The 22,656-nt window shown below is 70.3% G+C and carries 19 protein-coding genes; 10 read left to right on the plus strand and 9 right to left on the minus strand.

The genetic code is table 11. The features are described 5' to 3' along the window. Window positions 1-56 precede the first annotated feature (56 nt). Entirely contained in the window at window positions 57-2,765 is a 2,709-nt protein-coding gene (gene ppdK, locus ACZ7IF_RS18185; RefSeq protein WP_470972236.1) for a pyruvate, phosphate dikinase, read from the minus strand. A 366-nt stretch (window positions 2,766-3,131) separates the two neighbouring features. Beyond that, complete coding sequence (gene dusB / locus ACZ7IF_RS18190; RefSeq protein ID WP_470972238.1) at window positions 3,132-4,274, minus strand: tRNA dihydrouridine synthase DusB; 1,143 nt, start codon at window positions 4,272-4,274, stop codon at window positions 3,132-3,134. A 52-nt stretch (window positions 4,275-4,326) separates the two neighbouring features. Here dusB and ACZ7IF_RS18195 point away from each other — a divergent pair, with 52 nt between their 5' ends. The 4 genes from ACZ7IF_RS18195 to ACZ7IF_RS18210 all read left to right on the plus strand — a co-directional run bounded on the left by ACZ7IF_RS18195 (window position 4,327) and on the right by ACZ7IF_RS18210 (window position 8,523). Then, the gene (locus ACZ7IF_RS18195) at window positions 4,327-5,856 is read left to right on the plus strand and encodes an MFS transporter (protein ID WP_470972240.1); all 1,530 of its coding nucleotides are present in this window, start codon (window positions 4,327-4,329) and stop codon (window positions 5,854-5,856) included. A gap of 145 nt (window positions 5,857-6,001) precedes the next feature. After that, window positions 6,002-7,051 (plus strand): aldo/keto reductase, encoded by a 1,050-nt coding sequence (locus ACZ7IF_RS18200; RefSeq protein WP_470972242.1) that lies wholly within the window; start codon window positions 6,002-6,004, stop codon window positions 7,049-7,051. Window positions 7,052-7,072: 21 nt separating this feature from the next. Beyond that, on the plus strand, window positions 7,073-7,666 hold the full coding sequence (locus tag ACZ7IF_RS18205) for a TetR/AcrR family transcriptional regulator (protein ID WP_470972245.1): 594 nt from the start codon (window positions 7,073-7,075) through the stop codon (window positions 7,664-7,666). A gap of 146 nt (window positions 7,667-7,812) precedes the next feature. After that, the gene (locus ACZ7IF_RS18210) at window positions 7,813-8,523 is read left to right on the plus strand and encodes a VC0807 family protein (protein ID WP_470972248.1); all 711 of its coding nucleotides are present in this window, start codon (window positions 7,813-7,815) and stop codon (window positions 8,521-8,523) included. Between the two features lie 223 nt (window positions 8,524-8,746). Here ACZ7IF_RS18210 and ACZ7IF_RS18215 read toward each other — a convergent pair whose 3' ends face one another. Continuing rightward, a complete protein-coding gene (locus ACZ7IF_RS18215) occupies window positions 8,747-10,129 on the minus strand; it encodes a glycine--tRNA ligase (RefSeq protein ID WP_007263967.1) in 1,383 nt (460 codons plus the stop codon). 154 nt (window positions 10,130-10,283) lie between these two features. On the opposite strand from ACZ7IF_RS18215, the gene ACZ7IF_RS18220 reads away from it, so the two are divergent. From ACZ7IF_RS18220 to ACZ7IF_RS18235, 4 genes are all read left to right on the plus strand, one after another. After that, the gene (locus tag ACZ7IF_RS18220; RefSeq protein ID WP_470972251.1) at window positions 10,284-11,255 is read left to right on the plus strand and encodes a metal ABC transporter substrate-binding protein; all 972 of its coding nucleotides are present in this window, start codon (window positions 10,284-10,286) and stop codon (window positions 11,253-11,255) included. Window positions 11,256-11,281: 26 nt separating this feature from the next. Then, on the plus strand, window positions 11,282-12,076 hold the full coding sequence (locus ACZ7IF_RS18225; RefSeq protein ID WP_470972522.1) for a metal ABC transporter ATP-binding protein: 795 nt from the start codon (window positions 11,282-11,284) through the stop codon (window positions 12,074-12,076). Then, window positions 12,076-12,942, plus strand: a complete 867-nt coding sequence (locus tag ACZ7IF_RS18230; protein ID WP_470972255.1) for a metal ABC transporter permease — start codon at window positions 12,076-12,078, stop codon at window positions 12,940-12,942. The genes ACZ7IF_RS18225 and ACZ7IF_RS18230 overlap by 1 nt, the downstream gene beginning before the upstream one ends. A gap of 72 nt (window positions 12,943-13,014) precedes the next feature. Continuing rightward, complete coding sequence (locus ACZ7IF_RS18235; protein ID WP_470972524.1) at window positions 13,015-13,422, plus strand: Fur family transcriptional regulator; 408 nt, start codon at window positions 13,015-13,017, stop codon at window positions 13,420-13,422. Window positions 13,423-13,453: 31 nt separating this feature from the next. Here the strand turns inward: ACZ7IF_RS18235 and ACZ7IF_RS18240 are convergent, their stop codons facing one another. The 5 genes from ACZ7IF_RS18240 to ACZ7IF_RS18260 form a co-directional block, all read right to left on the minus strand. After that, complete coding sequence (locus ACZ7IF_RS18240; protein WP_470972257.1) at window positions 13,454-13,981, minus strand: YcxB family protein; 528 nt, start codon at window positions 13,979-13,981, stop codon at window positions 13,454-13,456. 23 nt (window positions 13,982-14,004) lie between these two features. Beyond that, the gene (locus ACZ7IF_RS18245) at window positions 14,005-14,826 is read right to left on the minus strand and encodes an isoprenyl transferase (protein WP_405980757.1); all 822 of its coding nucleotides are present in this window, start codon (window positions 14,824-14,826) and stop codon (window positions 14,005-14,007) included. 11 nt (window positions 14,827-14,837) lie between these two features. Next, window positions 14,838-15,584 carry a DNA repair protein RecO gene (recO, locus tag ACZ7IF_RS18250; RefSeq protein WP_470972259.1) on the minus strand — a complete coding sequence of 249 codons (747 nt, stop codon included), beginning with the start codon at window positions 15,582-15,584 and terminating at the stop codon, window positions 14,838-14,840. 84 nt (window positions 15,585-15,668) lie between these two features. After that, window positions 15,669-17,210, minus strand: coding sequence for a nucleobase:cation symporter-2 family protein (locus tag ACZ7IF_RS18255; RefSeq protein ID WP_470972262.1), 1,542 nt, complete (start codon window positions 17,208-17,210; stop codon window positions 15,669-15,671). Between the two features lie 549 nt (window positions 17,211-17,759). Next, the gene (locus ACZ7IF_RS18260) at window positions 17,760-18,455 is read right to left on the minus strand and encodes a TerB family tellurite resistance protein (RefSeq protein ID WP_470972264.1); all 696 of its coding nucleotides are present in this window, start codon (window positions 18,453-18,455) and stop codon (window positions 17,760-17,762) included. A 160-nt stretch (window positions 18,456-18,615) separates the two neighbouring features. Between ACZ7IF_RS18260 and ACZ7IF_RS18265 the strand changes: the two genes are divergently transcribed. Further along, a complete protein-coding gene (locus ACZ7IF_RS18265) occupies window positions 18,616-19,374 on the plus strand; it encodes an SDR family NAD(P)-dependent oxidoreductase (protein WP_470972266.1) in 759 nt (252 codons plus the stop codon). Window positions 19,375-19,435: 61 nt separating this feature from the next. On the opposite strand, the gene leuA is transcribed toward ACZ7IF_RS18265, so the two are convergent. Beyond that, window positions 19,436-21,199 carry a 2-isopropylmalate synthase gene (gene leuA / locus ACZ7IF_RS18270; protein ID WP_470972268.1) on the minus strand — a complete coding sequence of 588 codons (1,764 nt, stop codon included), beginning with the start codon at window positions 21,197-21,199 and terminating at the stop codon, window positions 19,436-19,438. Window positions 21,200-21,564: 365 nt separating this feature from the next. Between leuA and ACZ7IF_RS18275 the strand changes: the two genes are divergently transcribed. Beyond that, a complete protein-coding gene (locus ACZ7IF_RS18275; RefSeq protein WP_470972271.1) occupies window positions 21,565-22,641 on the plus strand; it encodes a M4 family metallopeptidase in 1,077 nt (358 codons plus the stop codon). The last annotated feature ends 15 nt before the right edge of the window (window positions 22,642-22,656 follow it).

Genomic DNA, 22,656 nt, shown 5'->3' on the forward strand with positions numbered 1-22,656 from the left:
CGGAGCCCTGGGGCCCGTACGGGCCGTGCGGGGCCCCGAAGGGCCCCTGGAGGGGCTCAGCGGCTGTCGGAGCCCTTGGCCTCGGCGGCCGCGCGGCCGGCCTCCAGGCGCGCCACCGGGATCCGGAACGGCGAGCAGGAGACGTAGTCGAGGCCGACCTCGTGGAAGAAGTGCACCGACTCCGGGTCGCCGCCGTGCTCGCCGCAGACGCCGAGCTTGAGGTCGGGGCGGGTGGCCCGGCCCTGCTCGACCGCGTGGCGCACGAGGGAGCCGACGCCGTCCCTGTCGATGGTCTCGAAGGGCGAGACCCCGAAGATGCCCTTCTCCAGGTAGGCCGTGAAGAAGCTGGCCTCGACGTCGTCGCGGGAGAAGCCCCACACCGTCTGGGTCAGGTCGTTCGTGCCGAAGGAGAAGAACTGCGCGGCCTCGGCGATCTGGGCGGCGGTCAGCGCGGCGCGCGGCAGCTCGATCATCGTGCCGATCGACAGCTTGAGGCTGGTGCCGGTGGCGGCCTCGACCTCGGCGATGATCGCGTCGGCCTCCTCGCGGACGATCTCCAGCTCCTGGACGGTGCCCACCAGCGGGACCATGATCTCGGCGCGCGGGTCGCCCTTGGCGTTCTTGCGCTCGGCCGCGGCCTCGGCGATCGCCCGGACCTGCATGGCGAACAGGCCGGGGATGACCAGGCCGAGGCGGACGCCGCGCAGACCCAGCATCGGGTTCTGCTCGTGCAGCTTGTGCACGGCCTGGAGCAGGCGCAGGTCGTTCTCGTTGGCGTCCTTGCGGGACTCGGCGAGGGCCACGCGCACCGACAGCTCGGTGATGTCGGGCAGGAACTCGTGCAGCGGCGGGTCGAGGAGGCGGACGGTGACGGGCAGGCCGTCCATCGCCTCGAACAGCTCGACGAAGTCCTTCTTCTGCAGCGGCAGGAGGGCACTGAGTGCCGCCTCGCGCTCGCCGTCGGTGTCCGCGAGGATCAGGCGCTCGACCATCTCGCGGCGCTCGCCGAGGAACATGTGCTCGGTGCGGCAGAGGCCGATGCCCTGGGCGCCGAAGCGGCGGGCGCGCAGCGCGTCCTCGGCGTTGTCGGCGTTGGCGCGGACCCGCAGGCGGCGGACGCGGTCCGCGTACGCCATGATCCGGTGCACGGCGGCCACGAGCTCGTCGGCGTCGTCGGCACCGGCGTGCATGCGGCCCTCGAAGTACTCGACGACCGGGGACGGTACGACGGGTACCTCACCGAGGTAGACCTTGCCGGTGGAGCCGTCGATGGAGACGACGTCGCCCTCTTCGATGACCGTCTCGCCGACCGTCATCCGGCGGCGCTTGGTGTCGACGTCGAGCTCCTCGGCGCCGCAGACGCAGGTCTTGCCCATGCCGCGGGCCACGACGGCGGCGTGCGAGGTCTTGCCGCCGCGCGAGGTCAGGATGCCCTCGGAGGCGATCATGCCGTCCAGGTCGTCCGGGTTGGTCTCGCGGCGGATCAGGATGACCTTCTCGCCGGAGCGGGACCACTTGACGGCCGTGTACGAGTCGAAGACGGCCTTGCCGACCGCCGCGCCCGGGGAGGCGGCGATGCCGCGGCCGAGCAGGGTGGTCTTCGCGGCCTCGTCGAAGCGCGGGAACATCAGCTGGGCCAGCTGGTGGCCCGTGACGCGCTGGAGGGCCTCGGCCTCGGAGATCAGGCCCTGGTCGACGAGCTGGGTGGCGATGCGGAAGGCGGCACCGGCGGTGCGCTTGCCCACGCGGGTCTGGAGCATCCACAGCTGGCCGCGCTCGATGGTGAACTCGATGTCGCAGAGATCCTTGTAGTGGGTCTCCAGCGTCGTCATGATCGTCATGAGCTGGTCGTACGAGGCCTTGTCGATGGCCTCCAGGTCCGCGAGCGGGACCGTGTTGCGGATGCCCGCGACGACGTCCTCGCCCTGGGCGTTCTGCAGGTAGTCGCCGTAGACGCCGGCGTGGCCGCTGGCCGGGTCGCGGGTGAAGGCGACGCCGGTGCCCGAGTCGGGGCCGAGGTTGCCGAAGACCATGGAGCAGACGTTGACCGCGGTGCCCAGGTCGCCGGGGATCCGCTCCTGGCGGCGGTAGAGCTTGGCGCGGTCGGTGTTCCAGGAGTTGAAGACGGCCTCGACGGCGAGGTCGAGCTGCTCGCGGGCGTCCTGCGGGAACTCCCGGCCGGCCTCCTTGGCGACGATCTTCTTGAAGACCTTGACCAGCTTCTTGAGGTCGGCGGCGTCGAGGTCGGTGTCGACGGTGACCTTCTTGGCGGCCTTGGCCTCGTCGAGGGCGTCCTCGAAGAGCTCGCCCTCGACGCCGAGGACGGTCTTGCCGAACATCTGGATGAGGCGGCGGTACGAGTCCCACGCGAAGCGCTCGTTGTCGGCCTGGGCGGCGAGGCCGACGACGGACTCGTCGGAAAGGCCGATGTTGAGGACCGTGTCCATCATGCCCGGCATGGAGAACTTGGCTCCGGAGCGGACGGAGACCAGCAGCGGGTCGTCCGACTGGCCGAGCTTCTTGCCCATCTTCGCCTCGAGGGCGGCGAGGTGCGCGCTGACCTCGTCGCGGAGCTCGGCCGGGGCCGAGCCGCTTTCGAGGTAGACCTTGCAGGCCTCGGTGGTGATGGTGAAGCCGGGAGGGACGGGAAGACCCAGGTTGGTCATCTCGGCGAGGTTGGCCCCCTTGCCGCCGAGAAGGTCCTTGAGGTCCCGGTTGCCCTCGGTGAAGTCGTAGACGAGCTTCTGATCTTTGTTTTCCGACACGGGTCTCGACTCCTCGAGGACTCGGGTGGCTGCCCTGACGGCCAGGAACATACCCAGATCGAAGGCTTCTCGGTACGTCCACTTGGCCGTCATGAGGGCGTAACCACCCGTGCGCCAGTGGATCGAAAGTAACCGGTCGGTAATGCGAACATACGAAGAGCCTTCAGAACCCGAAGCGTGAGGTGCGTTTTGAGGCTTGATCACGCTCGGATGAGCGATCATCGATACATTTGCGTTCAACTCTTGAACGCACAAAGGGTGGCACCCAGTGCCACCCTTTGAAAGTCTTACCCGTGACTTACGCGCTCATCTGAGCGAAACCTCCCCCATGCGTGGCGTATATCACGCGGCACGGAGGGCGATTTCTCAGCCTCCGGACGTGTCCAGCTCGGCGTCCTCGCTCACCCCGGCACAGTCGTAGGGATCCTTCAGCCAGCCGTCCGGCAGGACAACTCGGTTGTTTCCGGACGTCCTGCCCCGCGGGCCGTCCGCCCCGTCGGGCCAGGGCTGGTCCAGGTCCAGCTCGCTCAGATGAGCGTCCAGCTCGGCCAGGGAGGAGGTGACGGCGAGCTTGCCCCGCATCTCGGAACCGACGGCGAAACCCTTGAGGTACCAGGCGACGTGCTTACGGAAATCGATCACACCGCGCGCCTCGTCGCCGATCCACTCCCCCAGCAGCTGCGCGTGCCGCAGCATCGTGCCCGCGACCTCCCGCAGGTTCGGCTTGTGGAAGTCTTCCGGGCGGCCCTCGAAGGCGGCGACGAGGTCGTTGAACAGCCACGGCCGCCCCAGGCAGCCGCGTCCGACCACCACGCCGTCGCAGCCGGTCTCGCGGACCATGCGCAGCGCGTCCTCGGCGCACCAGATGTCGCCGTTGCCGAGCACCGGGATCTCCGGAACATGCTCCTTGAGGCGGGCGATGGCCTCCCAGTCGGCGGTGCCCCCGTAGTGCTGGGCGGTGGTGCGGCCGTGCAGGGCGATGGCGGTGACCCCCTCCTCGACCGCGATCCGGCCGGCGTCGAGGTAGGTGAGGTGGTCGTCGTCGATGCCCTTGCGCATCTTCATCGTCACCGGCAGGTCGCCGGCGCCCGCGACGGCCTCGCGCAGGATCGCGCGCAGCAGGTTGCGCTTGTAGGGGAGGGCCGAGCCGCCCCCCTTGCGGGTGACCTTGGGGACCGGGCAGCCGAAGTTGAGGTCGATGTGGTCGGCGCGGTCCTCTTCGACGATCATGCGGACGGCCTTGCCGACGGTCACGGGGTCCACCCCGTACAGCTGAATCGAGCGCGGCTTTTCCGTCGCGTCGAAGTGGATCAGCTGCATGGTCTTGTCGTTGCGCTCGACCAGGGCGCGTGTCGTGATCATTTCGCTCACGAACAGCCCCTTGCCGCCCGAGAACTCGCGGCAGAGCGTACGGAACGGGGCATTGGTGATGCCGGCCATGGGCGCGAGCACCACGGGGGGCTGCACGGTGTGCGGGCCGATCGCGAGGGGCGGGGGGAGCGTGGTCATCCCTCCATTCTCGCCCACGCGGCGTTCGTTAGTTAGCCGTACTATCGGCGGTATGCATCACACGAGTGGCGCGGATCACATGAGCCGCAGGCGCCGCCTGCTGGTGCTGGCGATCTGCTGCATGAGCCTGCTGATCGTCAGCCTGGACAACACCGTCCTGAACGTGGCCCTGCCCGCGATGCGCCGCGAGTTCCACGCCTCGGTCTCGGGGATGCAGTGGACCATCGACGCCTACACCCTGGTCATCGCCTCGCTGCTGATACTGGCCGGGTCCACGGCGGACCGGATCGGACGTCGCAGGGTCTTCGTCTGGGGGCTGGTCCTCTTCACGGCGGGGTCGGTGCTGTGCTCGCTTGCACCCGGCCTCGAATGGCTGATCGCCTTCCGGATGCTCCAGGCCGTCGGCGGGGCGATGCTCAACCCGGTCGCCATGTCGATCATCACCAACACCTTCACCGACCCGAAGGAACGCGCCCGCGCCATCGGTGTCTGGGGCGCGGTCGTCGGCATCTCGATGGCCGCGGGCCCCCTGGTCGGCGGGCTGCTGGTGGACTCGGTGGGCTGGCGGTCCATCTTCTGGGTCAACCTGCCCGTGGGGCTGCTCGCCCTGGTGCTGACCCTGCGGCACGTCCCGGAGTCCCGGTCCGAGCGCCCGCGCCGGCCGGACCCGGTGGGCCAGCTGCTGGTGATGGTGCTGCTCGGCGGGGTGACGTACGCGATCATCGAGGCCCCGGCCGAGGGCTGGAGCTCGCCGCCGATCCTCGGGTGCGCGCTGGGCGCGGCGGCCGCGCTGGCCGGGCTCCTGCACTACGAGTCCCGGCGGACGGACCCGCTGATCGACCCCCGGTTCTTCCGCAGCGCCCCCTTCAGCGGGGCGACCGTGATCGCCGTGAGCACCTTCGCCTCGCTCTCCGGCTTCCTCTTCCTGACCACCCTCTACCTCCAGGAGGTGCGGGGGCTGGACGCCCTGGACGCCGGGCTGCACATGCTGCCGATGGCCGCGTTCGCCTTCCTGTGCGCGCCGGTGTCGGGGCGGCTGGTCGCCAGCCACGGGCCGCGGCCGTCGCTGCTGATCTCGGGGGTGGCCATGGGGGCGAGCGGGCTGCTGTTCGCGGCGTTCTCGGCGGAGACCTCCACGCCGTTGATGTTCACCGGGTACGTGCTCTTCGGCATCGGCTTCGGCCTGGTCAACGCGCCGATCACCAATACGGCGGTGTCCGGGATGCCGCGCGCCCAGGCGGGGGTGGCGGCCGCGGTGGCCTCCACCAGCCGGCAGACCGGCGGGGCGCTGGGCGTGGCCGTGATCGGGGCGGTGCTGGCGGCCGGCACGGCGGGCGGTGCGGACTTCGTGACGGCGACCCGGCCGGCCTGGTGGATCATCACCGGCTGCGCGTTCCTGGTCCTCGTGGTGGGGGCGGTCACCACCGGCCCGTGGGCCCACGCCACCGCGCTGCGCACGGCGCAGTCCCTCGAACCGTCCTCCGCCGCCCCCTCGGCTTCCCCGCCGGAGCAGGCCTCCGGCCCCGGCCCCCGGATGGACGGCGGCCTGCCCCCGGCGCCGGGGCCCGCCCCGGCGGGCTGACCTCCCCGCGACGAGTCCCCCTGTGCGGCCGGCCCCCCTTCGGGTCCGGCCGCACTGGCGTGCCCCCTGCCCGTCCCGGGCCGCTCGCTCACGCTTACGGATGACAGATATTGAAATCTGTCATCCGTCATGCCATTCTCGTTCCATGACGACGAACGAGAACACCACCACCGCCACCGCTTCCACCCGCAGGCTGGGCGCCACCGGCCCGGCCGTCTTCCCCCTGGGCCTGGGCTGCATGGGCATGTCCGCCCTCTACGGCGAGGCCGACCGGGCCGAGTCCCTCGCGACCATCCACGCCTACCTGGAGGCCGCCCCGGAGGGCACGAGCACGCTGCTCGACACCGGCGACTTCTACGGCATGGGCCACAACGAACTGCTGATCAACGAAGCCCTGCGCACGGCGCCGACGGCAGCCCGCGAGCAGGCGCTGACCAGCGTCAAGTTCGGTGCGCTGCGTACGGTCGAGGGCGGCTTCACGGGCTACGACGGCCGGCCCGAGGCGGTGAAGAACTTCCTGGCCTACTCGCTCCAGCGGCTCGGCCGGGACCACATCGACATCTACCGGATCGCCCGCGTGGACCCGGACGTCCCGATCGAGGAGACGGTCGGCGCCATCGCCGAGGCCGTCCAGGCCGGGCACGTACGCCACATCGGCCTCTCGGAGGTCGGCGCGGACACGCTGCGCCGGGCCGCCGCCGTCGCCCCGATCTCGGACCTCCAGATCGAGTACTCCCTGATCTCGCGCGGCATCGAGGACGAGATCCTGCCGGCCGCCCGCGAGCTCGGCATCGGCGTCACGGCGTACGGGGTGCTGTCCCGCGGCCTGATCAGCGGGCACTTCACCCGTGACCGGGCCCTGGCCCCCGGCGACTTCCGCGGTATGAGCCCGCGCTTCCAGGGCGACAACCTGCACCGCAACCTCGACCTGGTCGACGCCCTGCGCAAGGTCTCGGAGGAGAAGGGGGTCACCGTCGCCCAGACGGCGATCGCCTGGGTGCTCTCCCGGGGCGAGGACATCGTGCCGCTGGTCGGCGCCCGGCGCCGGGACCGCCTGACCGAGGCACTGGGTGCCATGCGGGTGGAGCTGACCGCCGCCGACCTCGACGCCATCGAGCAGGCCGTCCCCGCGGGATCGGCGGCCGGCGAGCGCTACCCGGCCGCGCAGATGGCCCACCTCGACAGCGAGCACTGAGCTGGCGGTACGGTCGTACCCATGCCCCCCGCTGCCGCCGAGCCCCTGACCCCCGAGCGCATCCTCGAAACCACCGAGGAGGTGCTGCGCCGCTTCGGCCCCACCAAGGCGACCGTCGTGGACGTCGCGCGCGCCCTGGGGGTGAGCCACGGCAGCGTCTACCGGCACTTCCCCTCGAAGGCGGCGCTGCGCGAGGCCGTCACGGACCGCTGGCTCGCCAAGAGCGTGGTCATGCTGGAGAAGATCGCCTCGGCGCCCGGGGAGCCCGCGCCCTCCAAGCTGGAGGCCTGGCTGGAGGCCCTCTTCGAGGCCAAGCGCCACAAGGCGGGCGACGATCCCGAGCTGTTCGCGACGTACACGGTGCTGCTCGGCGAGAACAGCGGGGTGGTCGACGCCCACCTCGGCGAGCTGATCGACCAGCTGACGCGGATCATCGCCGAGGGGGTCGCGGCCGGCACCCTGGCCGCGCCCGACGTCCCGGCGGCCGCCCGCGCCGTCTTCGACGCGACGGGGCGGTTCCACGACCCGCAGTACGTGGCGGACTGGCTCTCCCCCACCATCCTCACGGAGTTCGAGGCCGTCACGGCGCTGCTCGTCCGGGGCCTGCGCCCCTGAACTGGCCCCGTCGCGGGCCCCATTGACCGGAATCACCTCTTCCGGACGGCTTGGCGATCATTTTGGGCCATGTCGACTTGTACATGTCAGCGACGTTTCCTTACGGTCCCCTTACCTCACTCATCAGGCACTTCCAGGGGGACCCCTTGTCCACGGCAGCAGCACAGCCTTCGCCACCCGCACGCTCCGGCGGGGCCGCCGCGATCAGTTTGATCCTGACCATCGCGTTCAACGTGGTCGCGCCGATCCTCACCTACAACATCCTCACCGAGGACCACGGCTGGAGCGAGGCCTCGGCCCTGCTGGTCAGCGGTGTCTGGCCGGTGCTCGACACCGTCATCATGGTGGCCTGGCGGCGCAAGCTGGACGAGTTCGCCGTCATCGCCCTGGTGTTCCTGGTGATCACGGCCGTCGTCTCGCTCGTCGGCGCCCAGTCCGCCCGGGCCCTGCTGGTCAAGGACTCCGCCGTGACCGGGCTGTTCGGGCTCCTGTGCCTGGCCACGCTGCTCGCGCCGCGTCCGCTGATGTTCTACTTCGGCCGGAAGTTCGGCACGGACGGCACCCCGGCGGGCGTGGCCTACTACAACGGCCTGTGGCAGTTCGAGGGCTTCCGCAACGCCCAGCGCCGCATGACCCTGGTGTGGGGCGTGGTCTACCTCATCGAGGCGGCGGTCCGGATCGTCCTGTCGTACGTGCTGGAGACCTCCACCATGGTGACCCTCAGCCCGTTCCTGATCTACGGCACCCTCGGCGGCCTGGCCCTGTGGACGGTCCGCTTCGTCAAGCGCACCAAGGCGGAGGGCGAGAAGCGCGCGGCGGCCGCCGCGGCCGCCGCCGCCGAGGGCTCCGCGGCCTGACGCCCCGCACCACACGCACGAAGACCGGTGGGGGGGGGGGGGGGGGGGGGGGGGGGGGGGGGGGGGGTGGGGGGGGGGGGGGGGGGGGGGGGGGAGGGGGGGGGGGGGGGGGGGGGGGGGGGTGCCTCCCTCCCCCCCCCCCCCCCCCCCCCCCCCCCCCCACCCCCCCTCCCCCCCCCGCCCCCCCCCCCCCCCCCCCCCCCACCGGTCTTCGAGGCGGGAACTAGCAGCCGAGCAGACGGCTGCCGAGGTAGCTCTGGATCTGGTCCAGGGAGACGCGCTCCTGCTTCATGGTGTCGCGCTCGCGCACGGTCACCGCGTTGTCGTCGAGGGTGTCGAAGTCGACGGTGACGCAGAACGGCGTACCGATCTCGTCCTGACGGCGGTAGCGGCGGCCGATGGCGCCCGCGTCGTCGAACTCGATGTTCCAGTTCTTGCGCAGGTCGGCGGCGAGGCCCTTGGCCTTCGGCGACAGGTTCGCGTTGCGCGACAGCGGGAGGACGGCGACCTTGACCGGCGCGAGGCGCGGGTCGAAGCGCATGACCGTGCGCTTCTCCATGGCGCCCTTGGCGTTGGGGGCCTCGTCCTCGACGTACGCGTCGAGCATGAAGGCGAGCATGGCGCGGTTGACGCCGGCCGCCGGCTCGATGACGTACGGGGTGTACTTCTCCTGGGCCTCCTGGTCGTAGTAGACCAGGTCCGTGCCGGAGGCGGCGGAGTGCGCCTTCAGGTCGTAGTCGGTGCGGTTGGCCACGCCCTCCAGCTCGGAGAACTCGCTGCCGCCGAAGTTGAAGCGGTACTCGATGTCGGCGGTGCGCTTCGAGTAGTGGGACAGCTTCTCCGCCGGGTGGTCGTACCAGCGCATGTTCTCCTCACGCAGACCCAGGCCGCGGTACCAGTTCCACCGCTCCTGCATCCAGTACTCCTGCCACTGGTCGTCCTCGCCCGGCTTGACGAAGAACTCCATCTCCATCTGCTCGAACTCGCGGGTGCGGAAGATGAAGTTGCCGGGCGTGATCTCGTTGCGGAAGGACTTGCCCATCTGCGCGATGCCGAACGGGGGCTTCTTGCGCGACGAGGTCTGCACCATGGCGAAGTTGGTGAAGATGCCCTGGGCGGTCTCGGGGCGCAGGTACGCCTTCGAGCCGGTGTCCTGGGTCGGGCCGAGGTGGGTCTCCAGCATGCCGGAGAACTGCTTCGGCTCGGTGAACTGGCCCTTCACACCGCAGTGCGGGCAGTTGATGTCGGCCAGGCCGTTCTCGGGGAGGCGGCCGTGCTTGGCCTCGTACGCCTCTTCCAGGTGGTCGGCGCGCTGGCGCTTGTGACAGGAGGTGCACTCGGTCAGCGGGTCGGAGAACGTCGCCACGTGGCCCGAGGCCACCCAGACCTCGGGGGCCAGGATCACGGAGGAGTCGAGGCCGACGACGTCCTCACGCCCGGTGACCATGGCCTTCCACCACTGGCGCTTGATGTTCTCCTTGAGCTCGACACCGAGCGGGCCGTAGTCCCAGGCAGCCCTGGAGCCGCCGTAGATGTCACTGCACGGGTAAACGAAGCCACGGCGCTTGCTCAGGCTGACGATGGTTTCGATCTTGTCGGCGGCCACGGTGCTCTCTTCATTACGAGGACGAACGCGAATGCCTCAGGTTACCGGCGCCCGCACCCCCCCTTTCAAATCGGGTATGCCCTTCCGCGGCCCCGGCTACCCCTCCCACCAGGGTTTTTGACAACGGTTTCCATCTTTGATGAAAATGGATGTCATGAACGTACGACGCCTCATACCCACGACCGCCCTCGCCGCCGCCGTCGCCCTGGGCGCGACGGCCCTCACCGCCTGCTCCGGCACGGCCGGCGCGGCGGGCACCGCGGACGGGAAGCTGCACGTCACGGCGTCGTTCTACCCCCTGCAGTTCCTCGCCGAGCAGATAGGCGGGGACCACGTGAAGGTCGACACCCTGACCAAGCCGGGCGTCGAACCGCACGACCTGGAGATCACTCCGAAGCAGACCGGGCAGCTCTCCGAGTCGGACGTGGTCCTCTACCTCAAGACCCTCCAGCCCGCCGTGGACAAGGCCATAGCCCAGTCCGGCGTGAAGAACATCGTGGACGCCGCCACCCTCACCAAGCTCGAAGTCCACGGCACCTCCGGCGAAGAGGACCACGACCACGCCGCCGAGGGCCACGACCACGGCCACGACCACGGCGAGGCCGGCGAGGACCCGCACGTCTGGCTCGACCCCACCAAGTACGCGGAGATCGCCAAGGGCTTCGGCGCCGCCCTGGAGAAGGCCGACCCCGGCCACGCGGCGGACTACAAGAAGAACACCCGCGAACTCGTCGCCAAACTGGGCGCGCTGGACACCGAGTTCAAGGACGGCCTGAAGAACACGGCCTCCAGGACCTTCATCACCACCCACTCCGCCTTCGGCTACCTCGCCGAGCGCTACGGCCTCGACCAGGAGGGCATCTCCGGCGTCGACCCCGAGTCCGAGCCCAGCCCGGCCCGGATGAAGGACCTCCAGGCCGTCGCGAAGAAGGACAATGTGACGACCGTGTTCTTCGAGGCCCTGGCCAGCGACAAGACGGCCAAGACCCTCGCCCGGGACGCGGGCCTGCAGACCGACGTCCTCGACCCCCTTGAGGGGATCACCGACAAGTCGCAGGGCGCCGACTACTTCGAGGTCATGCGGTCCAACCTGAAGAACCTCCAGAAGGCGCTCGGAGCCAAGTGATGACAGCAGCAACGGAGGCGCGAGCCATGCAGTCAACGCCCCGACCGGCGGACGACGACCAGACCGTCATATCCCTGCGCGGGGCCACGGCCTCGCTCGGCTCGCGCCCCGTGCTGCGCGGGGTCGACCTCACCGTCCGCCGCGGCGAGGTCGTCGCCCTCCTCGGCGCCAACGGCTCCGGCAAGTCCACTGCCGTCCGCGCCGTGGTCGGCCAGGTCCCGCTCACCGACGGCGACCTGACCCTCTTCGGCACCGACTTCAGGCGCTTCCGCCAGTGGTCGCGCATCGGGTACGTCCCCCAGCGCACCACCGCCGCCAGCGGCGTCCCGGCCACCGTCCGGGAGGTCGTCTCCTCCGGCCGCCTCGCCCGCTCCCGCTTCGGCGTCCTGCGCAAGGCCGACAAGGCCGCCGTCGAGCGGGCCCTGGCCCTGGTCGACATGGACGGCTACGCCGACGCCTCGGTCAACGCCCTCTCCGGCGGGCAGCACCAGCGCGTGCTCATCGCCCGGGCGCTGGCCGTCGAACCCGAACTGCTGATCATGGACGAGCCGATGGCCGGCGTGGACCTCGCCAACCAGGAGGTCCTCGCGAGCGCCCTGCGCGAGCAGGTCGCCGCCGGCACCACCGTCCTCCTCGTCCTGCACGAGCTGGGCCCGCTGGAGCCGCTGATCGGCCGCGCCGTCGTCCTGCGCGACGGCTGCGTCGTCCACGACGGCCCGCCCCCGGAGGCCGTCGGGCAGCACGCCCTGCCCGGCCACGACCACGTACACCCCCACGCGGCGCACGACGCCGAGCCCCTGCGGACGGGACTGCTGAGCTGATGGACCTCCTGCACTACGCCTTCATGCAGCGCGCGCTGATCGCCGCCGCGCTCGTCGGCATCACCGCACCCGCGATCGGCACGTACCTCGTCCAGCGCCGCCAGGCCGTCATGGGCGACGGCATCGGCCACGTCGCCATGACCGGCGTCGCCCTCGGCTTCCTGCTCAACACCAGCCCGGTCTGGATGGCCACCCTGGTCGCGGTCGCCGGCGCGGTCGGCATGGAGCTGATCCGCTCCCGCGGCAAGACCAGCGGCGACATCGCGCTCGCCATGCTCTTCTACGGCGGCCTGGCCGGCGGCGTCATGATCATCAACCTGGCGCCCGGCGGCTCCACCGCCAACCTCAGCAGCTACCTCTTCGGCTCGATCACCACCGTCTCCGCCGAGGACATCACCGCCGTGGTGATCCTCGCCGCGTTCGTGGTCGCCGTCACCATCGGCTTGCGCCGCCAGCTCTTCGCGATCAGCCAGGACGAGGAGTTCGCCCGCGTCACCGGCCTGCCGGTGCGGGCGCTGAACCTGCTGATGGCCGTCACCGCCGCCGTCACCGTCACCGTGGCCATGCGCATCGTGGGCCTGCTGCTGGTCAGCGCCATGATGGTGATCCCCGTCGCCGCCGCCCAGCGGGTCACCCGAGGCTTCGCCGCGACCCTGTCGCTGGCGATGGCGATCGGCGTGGTGGTCTCGCTGAGCGGTACCGCCGCCACGTACTACCTCGACGCGCCGTCCGGCGCCACGATCGTGCTGCTCGCGATCGCCGTCTTCATCGTCACGACGGCCCTGTCCACGCCCATGGCCAGGCGCCGCGCCAAGGCGTCCCGGGCCGCCGAGGAGGTCTGCGTCCAGGACGACGTGAAGGTCTAGGGGCCGCGTCCGCCTGGCACAATGGCGGCAGGCCGAAACGAGGAGGAACCGGTGGCGACTGCGCCTGGCGAGATGGGTACCGCGCCAGTACGAGGGCGATCCACCCGGCAGCGGGCAGCCGTGGCGGCGGCGCTGGACGAGGTGGACGAGTTCCGCAGCGCCCAGGAGCTGCACGACATGCTCAAGCACCGCGGTGACTCCGTGGGCCTGACCACCGTGTACCGCACCCTCCAGTCCCTCGCGGACGCCGGCGAGGTCGACGTGCTGCGCACCAGCGACGGCGAGTCCGTGTACCGGCGCTGCTCCACCGGCGAGCACCACCACCACCTGGTCTGCCGCAAGTGCGGCAAGGCGGTCGAGGTCGAGGGTCCGGCCGTGGAGAAGTGGGCGGAGTCGATCGCGGCGGAGCACGGGTTCGTGAACGTGGCGCACACCGTGGAGATCTTCGGCACCTGCGCCGACTGCGCGGCCGCCGGCTAGGGGTGTCCGACCCTGATCCGCCGGACACCCCCTAACCGAGCCGGGTCAGATTCCGGTCGAAGAGCGATCGGATCCGGTCGAGATCCTCGGGGGTCCGGGCGGCGCGCTTCGGCACCCAGCCCAGGTCCCCGTTGAAGAACACGAGGACGAACAGACCTCGGGTCTCGGCCCAGCCCCTGTACTTGTCCCACTTGTAGGCGACCGCCGTCCCGTCGGGGCGGTGGTTCTGCGTTCCGAGCCCGGTGACGACCAGCTTGTACTCGGGGTGCTCCGCGGCCCAGCGGTACATCCGGCGCGCCCGCCGCCGCAGGTCCAGGCAGTGCCAGACGGCCCCCAGGACCAGTCCCACCCCGCCCGCGAGGGCCAGGCCGGCCGGGTCGGCCGCGCGGCCGTGCTGGGCCGCGATCAGCCCGACCGGCACCGCGGGGACCGCCACCAGCCACAGCAGCAGCTCCCTGCGGCCCGCGGGCGTCCTCAGGACGCGCCACCGCAGCACTTCCCACGCGTCACGGCGGGCGGCGCCGTAGTACAGCTCCACCGCCTGGTCAGTCATGTCCATGGCGGCGGAGCCTAGCGGAGGGTTCAGCTCCCGGAGCCCTCGGGCTGGTTCGGGAGGGCGCCGCCGAAGCGGCGGTCGCGCTGCGCGTACTCCAGGCAGGCGTCCCAGAGGTTGCGGCGGTCGAAGTCCGGCCACAGCACGTCCTGGAAGACCATCTCCGCGTACGCGCTCTGCCAGATCAGGTAGTTGGAGGTGCGCTGCTCGCCGCTGGGGCGCAGGAACAGGTCCACGTCCGGCATGTCCGGGTAGTAGATGTACTTCGCGAAGGTCTTCTCGTTGACCTTCGACGGGTCCAGCTTGCCGGCGGCCACGTCGCGGGCGATCGCCTGCGCCGCGTCCGCGATCTCGGCGCGGCCGCCGTAGTTGACGCAGAAGTACAGGGTCATGGCGTCGTTGTCGACGGTCTGCTCCTGCGCGATCTGGAGCTCCTGGACGACGGACTTCCACATCTTCGGCATACGGCCGACCCAGCGGATCCGGATGCCGAGCTCGTTCATCTCGTCGCGGCGGCGCCGGATGACGTCACGGTTGAAGTTCATCAGGAAGCGGACCTCGTCGGGCGTGCGCTTCCAGTTCTCCGTCGAGAAGGCGTAGAGGGAGAGGTTCTTGACGCCCATCTCCAGGCAGCCCTTGAGCACGTCGAGGACGACGCCCTCGCCGACCTTGTGCCCCTCGGTGCGCGGCAGGCCGCGCTCCTTGGCCCAGCGGCCGTTGCCGTCCATGACGACGGCGACGTGGTTCGGGACCAGCTCGCCGGGGATCTTCGGCGGGCGCGCACCGGACGGGTGCGGCTCGGGAACCTTGTACTCGCGGCGAGAACGTCCCAGAATCCCGCGTCGTGCCATGTGCCCAGCTCCTATTTCTCGACGTATCGGAGGGAGCGTAGCCCGCGCTCCAGATGCCAGTGCAAATAGGCCGAGACCAGCCCGCTGCCCTCCCGCGCGTGGCGGGCCTCACAGGCGTCCGCGTGCTTCCAGTCGCCCGTCAGCAGGGCGCTGAGCAGGGCGATGGCCTCCGACGAGGGTACGACGGAGCCCGGTACCCGGCAGTCCCCGCATATGACCCCGCCCGCGGCGACGGAGAAGTGCCGGTTGGGGCCGTGGATCCCGCACTTCGCGCAGTCCTCGAAGCTGGGGGCGTAGCCGTTGACGGCGAGGGAGCGCAGCAGGAAGGCGTCGAGGATCAGGTGCGGTTCGTGCTCGCCGCGCGAGAGGGTGCGCAGGGCTCCGACCAGCAGCAGGTACTGCTGTACGGCGGGCTCGCCCTCGTTCTCGGTGAAGCGCTCGGCGGTCTCCAGCATGGCCGTGCCGGCGGTGTAGCGGGCGTAGTCGGTGGCGATGCCGTTGCCGTAGGGGGCGATGATCTCGGTCTGGGTGCACAGCGGCAGGCTGCGGCCGACGAGCTCGCTGCCGCGTGCGAAGAACTGCACGTCGGCGTGGGAGAAAGGTTCCAGCCGGGCGCCGAACTTGGACTTGGTGCGCCGTACCCCGCGGGCGACGGCCCGGACGCGGCCGTGGCCGCGGGTGAGGAGCGTGATGATGCGGTCCGCCTCACCCAGCTTCTGGGTGCGCAGCACGATGCCGTCGTCGCGGAACAGACTCATGGCCCCATTGTCCCCTGAGCCCGGACAGCGCCGACCCCCGTCCGGGCCGGATGGCCGGACGGGGGTCGGCACCCCTTGGGAGGATCAGGAGGCGGGCGCACCCGCGTCGTCGGCCTTCTCGGCCGTCTTCCCGGAGGCGGCCTTCTCCGCGCCGGCCGGGGCGGCCACCGGCTGGGCGGGGAGCTCGACCTCGGCCTCGACCTCGGCCACCGCCTCGGCGGGGACCTCGGCAGGGACCTCGGCGGGGACCTTCGCGGCGGTCTGGGCGTCGTCCTTGGCCAGGCCGTTGAAGATCAGGTTGAGGACGATGGCGGCCGTGGCACCGAGGGTGACACCGCTGTTGAGGAGCGAGGACAGGTCCGGGTCCATGTGCTTGGAGAAGAGGACCGGGACGGTGGCCGGGAGCAGGGCGAAGGCGAGGGAGACACCGACGACCAGCGCGTTCTTCTCCTCCTTGAGGTCCACCTTGGCCAGGGTCTGGATGCCGGCCAGGGCGACCATGGCGAACATGACGGTCGCGGCGCCGCCGAGGACTCCGTGCGGAACGGCGGCGACGATCGCGGCGGCCTTGGGCAGCAGACCAAGGATGATCATGAAGACACCCGCGGCGACGACCACGAAGCGGCTCTTGACCTTCGTCATCCGCACCAGGCCGACGTTCTCGGCGAAGGCGACGTACGGGAAGGAGTTCAGGACGCCGCCGAGGGCGGTCGCGGCGCCGTCGGCACGCAGGGCGCGGGCCACGGTCTCGCTGTCGACCTCCTTGCCGACGATGTCGCCGACCGCGTAGGTGTCACCGGTCGTCTCGACCATGGTGATCAGCATGACGATCAGCATGAGGACGATCGGGAACCACTCGAACTTCGGGACGCCGAAGTGGAAGGGGGTGCTGACGCCGATCCAGCCGGCGTTGCCGACGTCGCCGAACTTCGCGTCGCCGAGGACGAACGCGACACCGGTGCCGACGACCAGGCCGAGCAGGATCGCGATGCTGGAGAGGAACGGCTTGCCGAGCTTCATCAGGATCAGGATGAAGAGCATCGTGCCGCCGGCGTAGGCGAAGTTCTCGGGGTCGCCGAAGTCCGGGGTGCCGAGGCCGCCGGCCGCGTCGTTGAGGCCGACCGGGATCAGGACGATGCCGAGCACCGTGATGACGGTGCCGGTGACCACCGGCGGGAAGAGCCGCATGACCGCCCGGAACGCGTTGGCGGGCAGCCAGGCGAAGGCGAAGGTGGCGATACCGGCGGTGATGACCGCGCCGTAGATGACCAGCAGCGCGGCGGTGCCGCCGCCGGCGCCGAGGCCGATGGCGATCATCGGGGACACGGCGGTGAAGGTGACGCCCTGGATCAGCGGCAGTCGCGCGCCGATCCTGCCGATGCCGAAGGCCTGGATGATCGAGGCGATACCGCAGGTGAAGAGGTCCGCGTTGATCAGGTAGACCAGCTGTTCAGGGCTCAGCTTGAGTGCGCTGCCCACGATGATCGGGACGATCACCGCGCCGGCGTAGAAGGCGAGTACGTGCTGGAAGCCGTACAGCGCGAGCTTGGGGAGGGGGAGCACCTCGTCGACCGGGTGCGTGCTCTGCTCTCCGTTGGCGGAAAGCCGGGCGGCGACACGTGCCATCTCTGCCTTGCCCTTCAAGGTAGGTAACCGAGAGGAATCTGGTTATCCCTGGCCGGAGTGGGTCGTTAACCCGTTGGTCCGCCAGGGTTGTCAGTGGGAAACACGCAGATCTCGTCGTGTGACCGGAATTGAACGCCTGTGGGAGTGCTCACAGATATCGTCGACTTCGACAAAGTGTTGACGTTTTGCGGCGTTTGATCTGGAGGTTCCTCCAGTGGCGGACACCCGCGCACAGGAGTATGGGGCGGCGGCCCCCGAGTGCCCCGTTCCCGCTGCACACCTGCGAAGTTTCCCGCCATGACAGGCAATTACCGGGGTCGCAAGTATTCGGTCACGCAAATCAGGGGGTCTAATTCCGGCCGTCCGAAATACGGAAAACTTGTACGGAAGTAGGGACTCCACCCCCTTGCACGGATCAAACTACCCGCCGGTTCACCCCCGCGAGGCCGGATCGTTACCTCCCGGAACTCCGCATCGCGGAATTCCGCCCCGAAACACGTCCGGGCCCGGCGGAAAGCCGCCGGGCCCGGACCCTCGTACGCGTCGGATCTAGGGCGCGCGGACCGCCGAGAGCAGCCCGGCCACCTCGTCCGCGCCCATCCGCAGCGCCGCGCCGACGGTGGCCAGCACCTCGCGCTCGGCCGGGATGTAGGGCCCGTCCGCGAGGGCGATCCGCGCGCCCTGGAGCAGGATCGACTCCCGCCCCGGACCCGCCAGGTGCGGGGCGAGCGGCTCCAGCGCCTCGTGGAGCTCTATCGACAGCGCGGCCCCGCAGCACTCGGGCCCGTCGTACAGCCCGAGCCGGCCCTCGTCGGTGGCCAGCGCCTCCACGAGGGACTCCAGCTGTTCGGCGGTGCAGTCCTGGAACCCGGCGGCTCGTACGGCCGACACGGCGGCCTCCAGGGCGCTGCGCGAGGCGGTCCCGCCCGCCGCGAGCACGGCCAGCGCCACGGTGTGCACGGCGTCGCGCAGCAGGGCCGAGAAGCGGGTGGTGGTCAGGTGGTCCAGCACGTCGGTGTCGAAGCGCTGCCGGCAGCCCTGGCACTCGACGACCGGCCCGGCCTGCCCGCGCGGCAGCAGCGGAACGCCGAGCACGGTGAAGCGCCTGCGCCCGGTGCGCCGACGGTAATTGCGGTCACCGCCGCAGCCGGGGCAGAAGAACTCCCCGTCTCCCACGGTGCTCCAGGTGGTGCGGATGCCCCAGACGGTCAGCTTCCGGCCGTCCCCACCCCGAACTGGCAGCACGTCGCACCTCCGTAACCTTCCGGCAGCAGCGCCGGGTTGGCGTGATGTTAGCCACATCGGTGAGGCTGCGTCAGTCGTGCGACAAGACAACATGACGCGGGGCCCGGAGTTGGCCGAAGTGTGCCCCCGGCGCCGCCCCGCTTTCCCTACCCTCTGCGGCATGAACGAGAAGTCCTGTCTGGTGACCGGAGCCGCGAGCGGCATCGGCCGGGCCACCGCCCTGCTGCTGGCCCGTTCCGGGGCCCGGGTGACCGCGTCCGACGTCAACGGCCCCGGCCTGGAGTCCCTGCGCGCGCAGCTCGCCGGGGAAGGGCACGGGATCACGGCCGTGACCGGTGACGTGTCCGATCCCGAGGCCAACCACGCGATGGTCGCGGCCGCCGTCGCCGCGTACGGGCGGCTCGACGTCGCCGTGGCGAACGCCGGGGTGCTCCCTCTTTCGGACGTACGCGAGACCACGCCGGAGGACTGGGACCACGTCATGGCGGTCGACGGCCGGGGCATGTTCCTGACCTGCAAGTACGCCATCGAGGCGATGACCGGGCAGCGGCCGGCCGGCGGGGCGCTGGTCTGCGTGTCCTCGATCTCGGGGGTGGCCGGGCAGGCCCGCCAGGCCGCGTACGGGCCGGCGAAGTTCGTGGCCTCGGGGCTGACCAAGCACCTGGCGGTGGAGTGGGCGGCGCACGGGATCCGCGTCAACGCGGTGGCCCCCGGAACCATCCGCACGGAGCGGGTGCTGGCGCTGGACGACGAGCCGGGCGGCCCGGAGTACCTCACGGAGATCGCGGCGGCCCACCCGATGGGCCGGCTCGGCGAGCCGGAGGAGGTGGCCCGCGTCATCGCCTTCCTGGCCTCCGACGCGGCCTCCTTCGTGACCGGTGTGGTCCTTCCGGTGGACGGCGGCTACCTGGCCCGGTGAGCGACGGCGAACGACGGAGCCCCGCCCCTCCGGCGGGAGGGGCGGGGCTCCGTCAGGGTGACTAGCGGCCCGCGCGGTTGACGGCGGAGATGACCGCCTTCAGGGAGGCGCGGGTGGTGTTGGCGTCGATGCCGATGCCCCACAGGACCCGGCCGTCGATCGCGCACTCGATGTACGAGGCGGCCACGGCGGAGGCGCCCTCGCTCATCGTGTGCTCGGTGTAGTCCAGCAGGCGGGCGTCGACGCCGATGCCGGCCAGCGCGTCGAAGAAGGCCGAGATCGGACCGTTGCCGGTGCCGTTCAGGATCGTCTCCACGCCGTCCACGACCGCCTCGACGGTCAGCGTGTCCGTGCCGTCCTTGTCGGTGGCGGTGGAGCCGGAGCGCAGCTGGATGCGGCCCCACGGGTTCTCGGGGTTGGGCAGGTACTCGTCCGAGAAGACGTCCCAGATCGCCTTCGGCGTGACCTCGCCGCCCTCGGCGTCGGTCTTGGCCTGGATGATCCGCGAGAACTCGATCTGCATGCGGCGCGGCAGGTCCAGCTTGTGGTCGTTCTTCAGGACGTACGCGATGCCGCCCTTGCCGGACTGCGAGTTGACCCGGATGACCGCCTCGTAGGAGCGGCCGACGTCCTTGGGGTCGATGGGCAGGTACGGGACCGCCCACTCGATGTCGTCCACGGTCTTGCCCTGGGCGGCCGCGTCGGCCTCCATGGCGTCGAAGCCCTTCTTGATGGCGTCCTGGTGGGAGCCGGAGAAGGCGGTGTAGACCAGGTCGCCCGCGTAGGGGTGGCGCGGGTGGACCTCCATCTGGTTGCAGTACTCGCTGGTGCGGCGGATCTCGTCGATCTGGGAGAAGTCGATCTGCGGGTCGATGCCCTGCGAGAACAGGTTCATGCCCAGGGTGATCAGGTCGACGTTGCCGGTGCGCTCGCCCTGCCCGAACAGGCAGCCCTCGATGCGGTCGGCGCCGGCCATCAGCGCCAGCTCGGCTGCGGCGACGGCGGTGCCGCGGTCGTTGTGCGGGTGCACGGAGATGCAGACGTGCTCGCGGCGGGTCAGGTTGCGGGCCATCCATTCGAAGCGGTCCGCGTGGGTGGACGGCGTCGAGCGCTCCACGGTGGCGGGCAGGTTCAGGATGATCTCGCGGCCCTCGCCCGGCTGCCAGACGTCGCAGACGGCCTCGCAGACCTCCAGGGCGAAGTCCAGCTCGGTGTCGGTGAAGATCTCGGGGCTGTACTGGTAGCCGAAGACGGTCTCGGGGCCCAGCAGCTTCTCGGCGTACTCCATGACCAGGCGGGTGCCGTCGACGGCGATCTGCTTGATCTGCTCCTTGGAACCGCGGAAGACGACCCGGCGGAAGGTCGGGGCGGTCGCGTTGTACAGGTGCACGGTGGCGCGCTTGGCGCCGATCAGCGACTCGACGGTCCGCTCGATCAGGTCCTCGCGGGCCTGGGTCAGTACGGAGATGGTGACGTCGTCCGGGATCGCGCCCTCTTCGATGATGGAGCGCACGAAGGCGAAGTCGGTCTCGCCGGAGGACGGGAAGCCGACCTCGATCTCCTTGTAGCCCATGCGCACCAGCAGGTCGAACATCTCGCGCTTGCGGGCGGGGGTCATCGGGTCGATCAGCGACTGGTTGCCGTCGCGCAGGTCGGTGGAGAGCCAGCGGGGAGCCTTGGTGACGCGGGCGTCCGGCCAGGTGCGGTCGGGGATGTCCACCTGCTCGTACTGGCCGTACTTGTGGATCGGCATCCCGGAGGGCTTCTGGGTGTGGGTCGCGTTCGTGATGGGCGTGGGGCGACCGACAAAAGTGTGCTGGCTCATGGCGTTGGGCTCCTCGCGTGTCCGCGTGTAGTTCGCTGAACGGCCGACGGCGGTCGTAAAAACCGCAACACCAAACTCCGCGGGGAGGGGGCCGGCCTACGACTACAGACCCTCGCCGCGGCAGCTAAGGAGAAGCAGCCCGAAACGCATGATGGGCCGAGCCTAACCGAGCCGCGCCGTATCGCGAGGACCTGTTTCAGTATGCAAGACCCGGGTGCCCGATTTGCACCCTTTGTGAGTTACGACTCCTTCCATGCGCCCAGGTCAGGGCGATCCGTCAACACGGCGCGTCAGATTTGAGACAACCGAATGAATCATGGTCGCCGGTAGTGACAGCGTCATGACCCACTGCCACATTGCCGTGCATGGATGCCTTCCTTTCCCCTGGCCACACCCCCCACCACCCCGTCTTCTGCACCGTCGTGCCGCCGCACCTGCTCCGCAAGGCCGCCCAGTCCGCGGACAGCGCGCGGGCCGACGCCGCCCTGCGCACCCTCGAACACGACAGCGGCCTGCGCGAGCGGCGGCAGGTCAACGCCCTCAGGGGGATCGCCCCGTCCCTGGCCGACGCGCCCGCCGAAGGACCGGCCCGGACGATCTACGACGCCCAGCACCGCACCCGGCTGCCCGGGAAGAAGGTCCGGGCGGAGGGCGCCGAACCGGTCAAGGACGCCACCGTCAACCGCGCCTACGCCGGGCTCGGGGCGACCTACGAGCTGTTCCTCAAGGCCTTCGGACGGCACTCGATCGACGACTCCGGGCTGCCGCTGGACGCGACCGTCCACTACGGCCAGGAGTACAACAACGCCTTCTGGGACGGCCGGCAGATGGTCTTCGGCGACGGCGACGGGGACCTGTTCCTCGACTTCACGGTGTCGGTGGACGTCATCGGGCACGAGCTGGCCCACGGCGTCACCCAGTACACGGCCAACCTCGACTACCACGGCCAGTCCGGGGCGCTCAACGAGTCCATGTCGGACGTCTTCGGCTCGCTGATCAAGCAGTACTCCCTCGGACAGACCGCCGACCAGGCGGACTGGCTGATCGGCGCCGGGCTGCTGGGGCCGAACGTCACCGGGGTCGCGCTGCGGTCCATGAAGGCGCCCGGCACCGCGTACGACGACGACGAGCTCGGCAAGGACCCGCAGCCCGCGACCATGGACGACTACGTCGTGACCAGCCGCGACAACGGCGGCGTCCACATCAATTCCGGAATCCCCAACCACGCCTTCTACATCGCGGCCACCGAGCTGGGCGGCAAGGCCTGGGAGCGGGCCGGGCAGATCTGGTACGACACGCTGACCGGCGGGCAGCTGGGCGAGAAGGCCTCCTTCAAGGACTTCGCCCGGCTGTCGGTGGCCGCGGCCGTCGCCCGGTACGGCGAGGGCGGCGCGGAGCACCAGGCCCTCCAGAAGGCCTGGTCGGCCGTGGGCCTGGCCTAAGGGCTGTCTACGGCG

It is taken from the genome of Streptomyces sp. NPDC037421 (genome assembly GCF_055602105.1).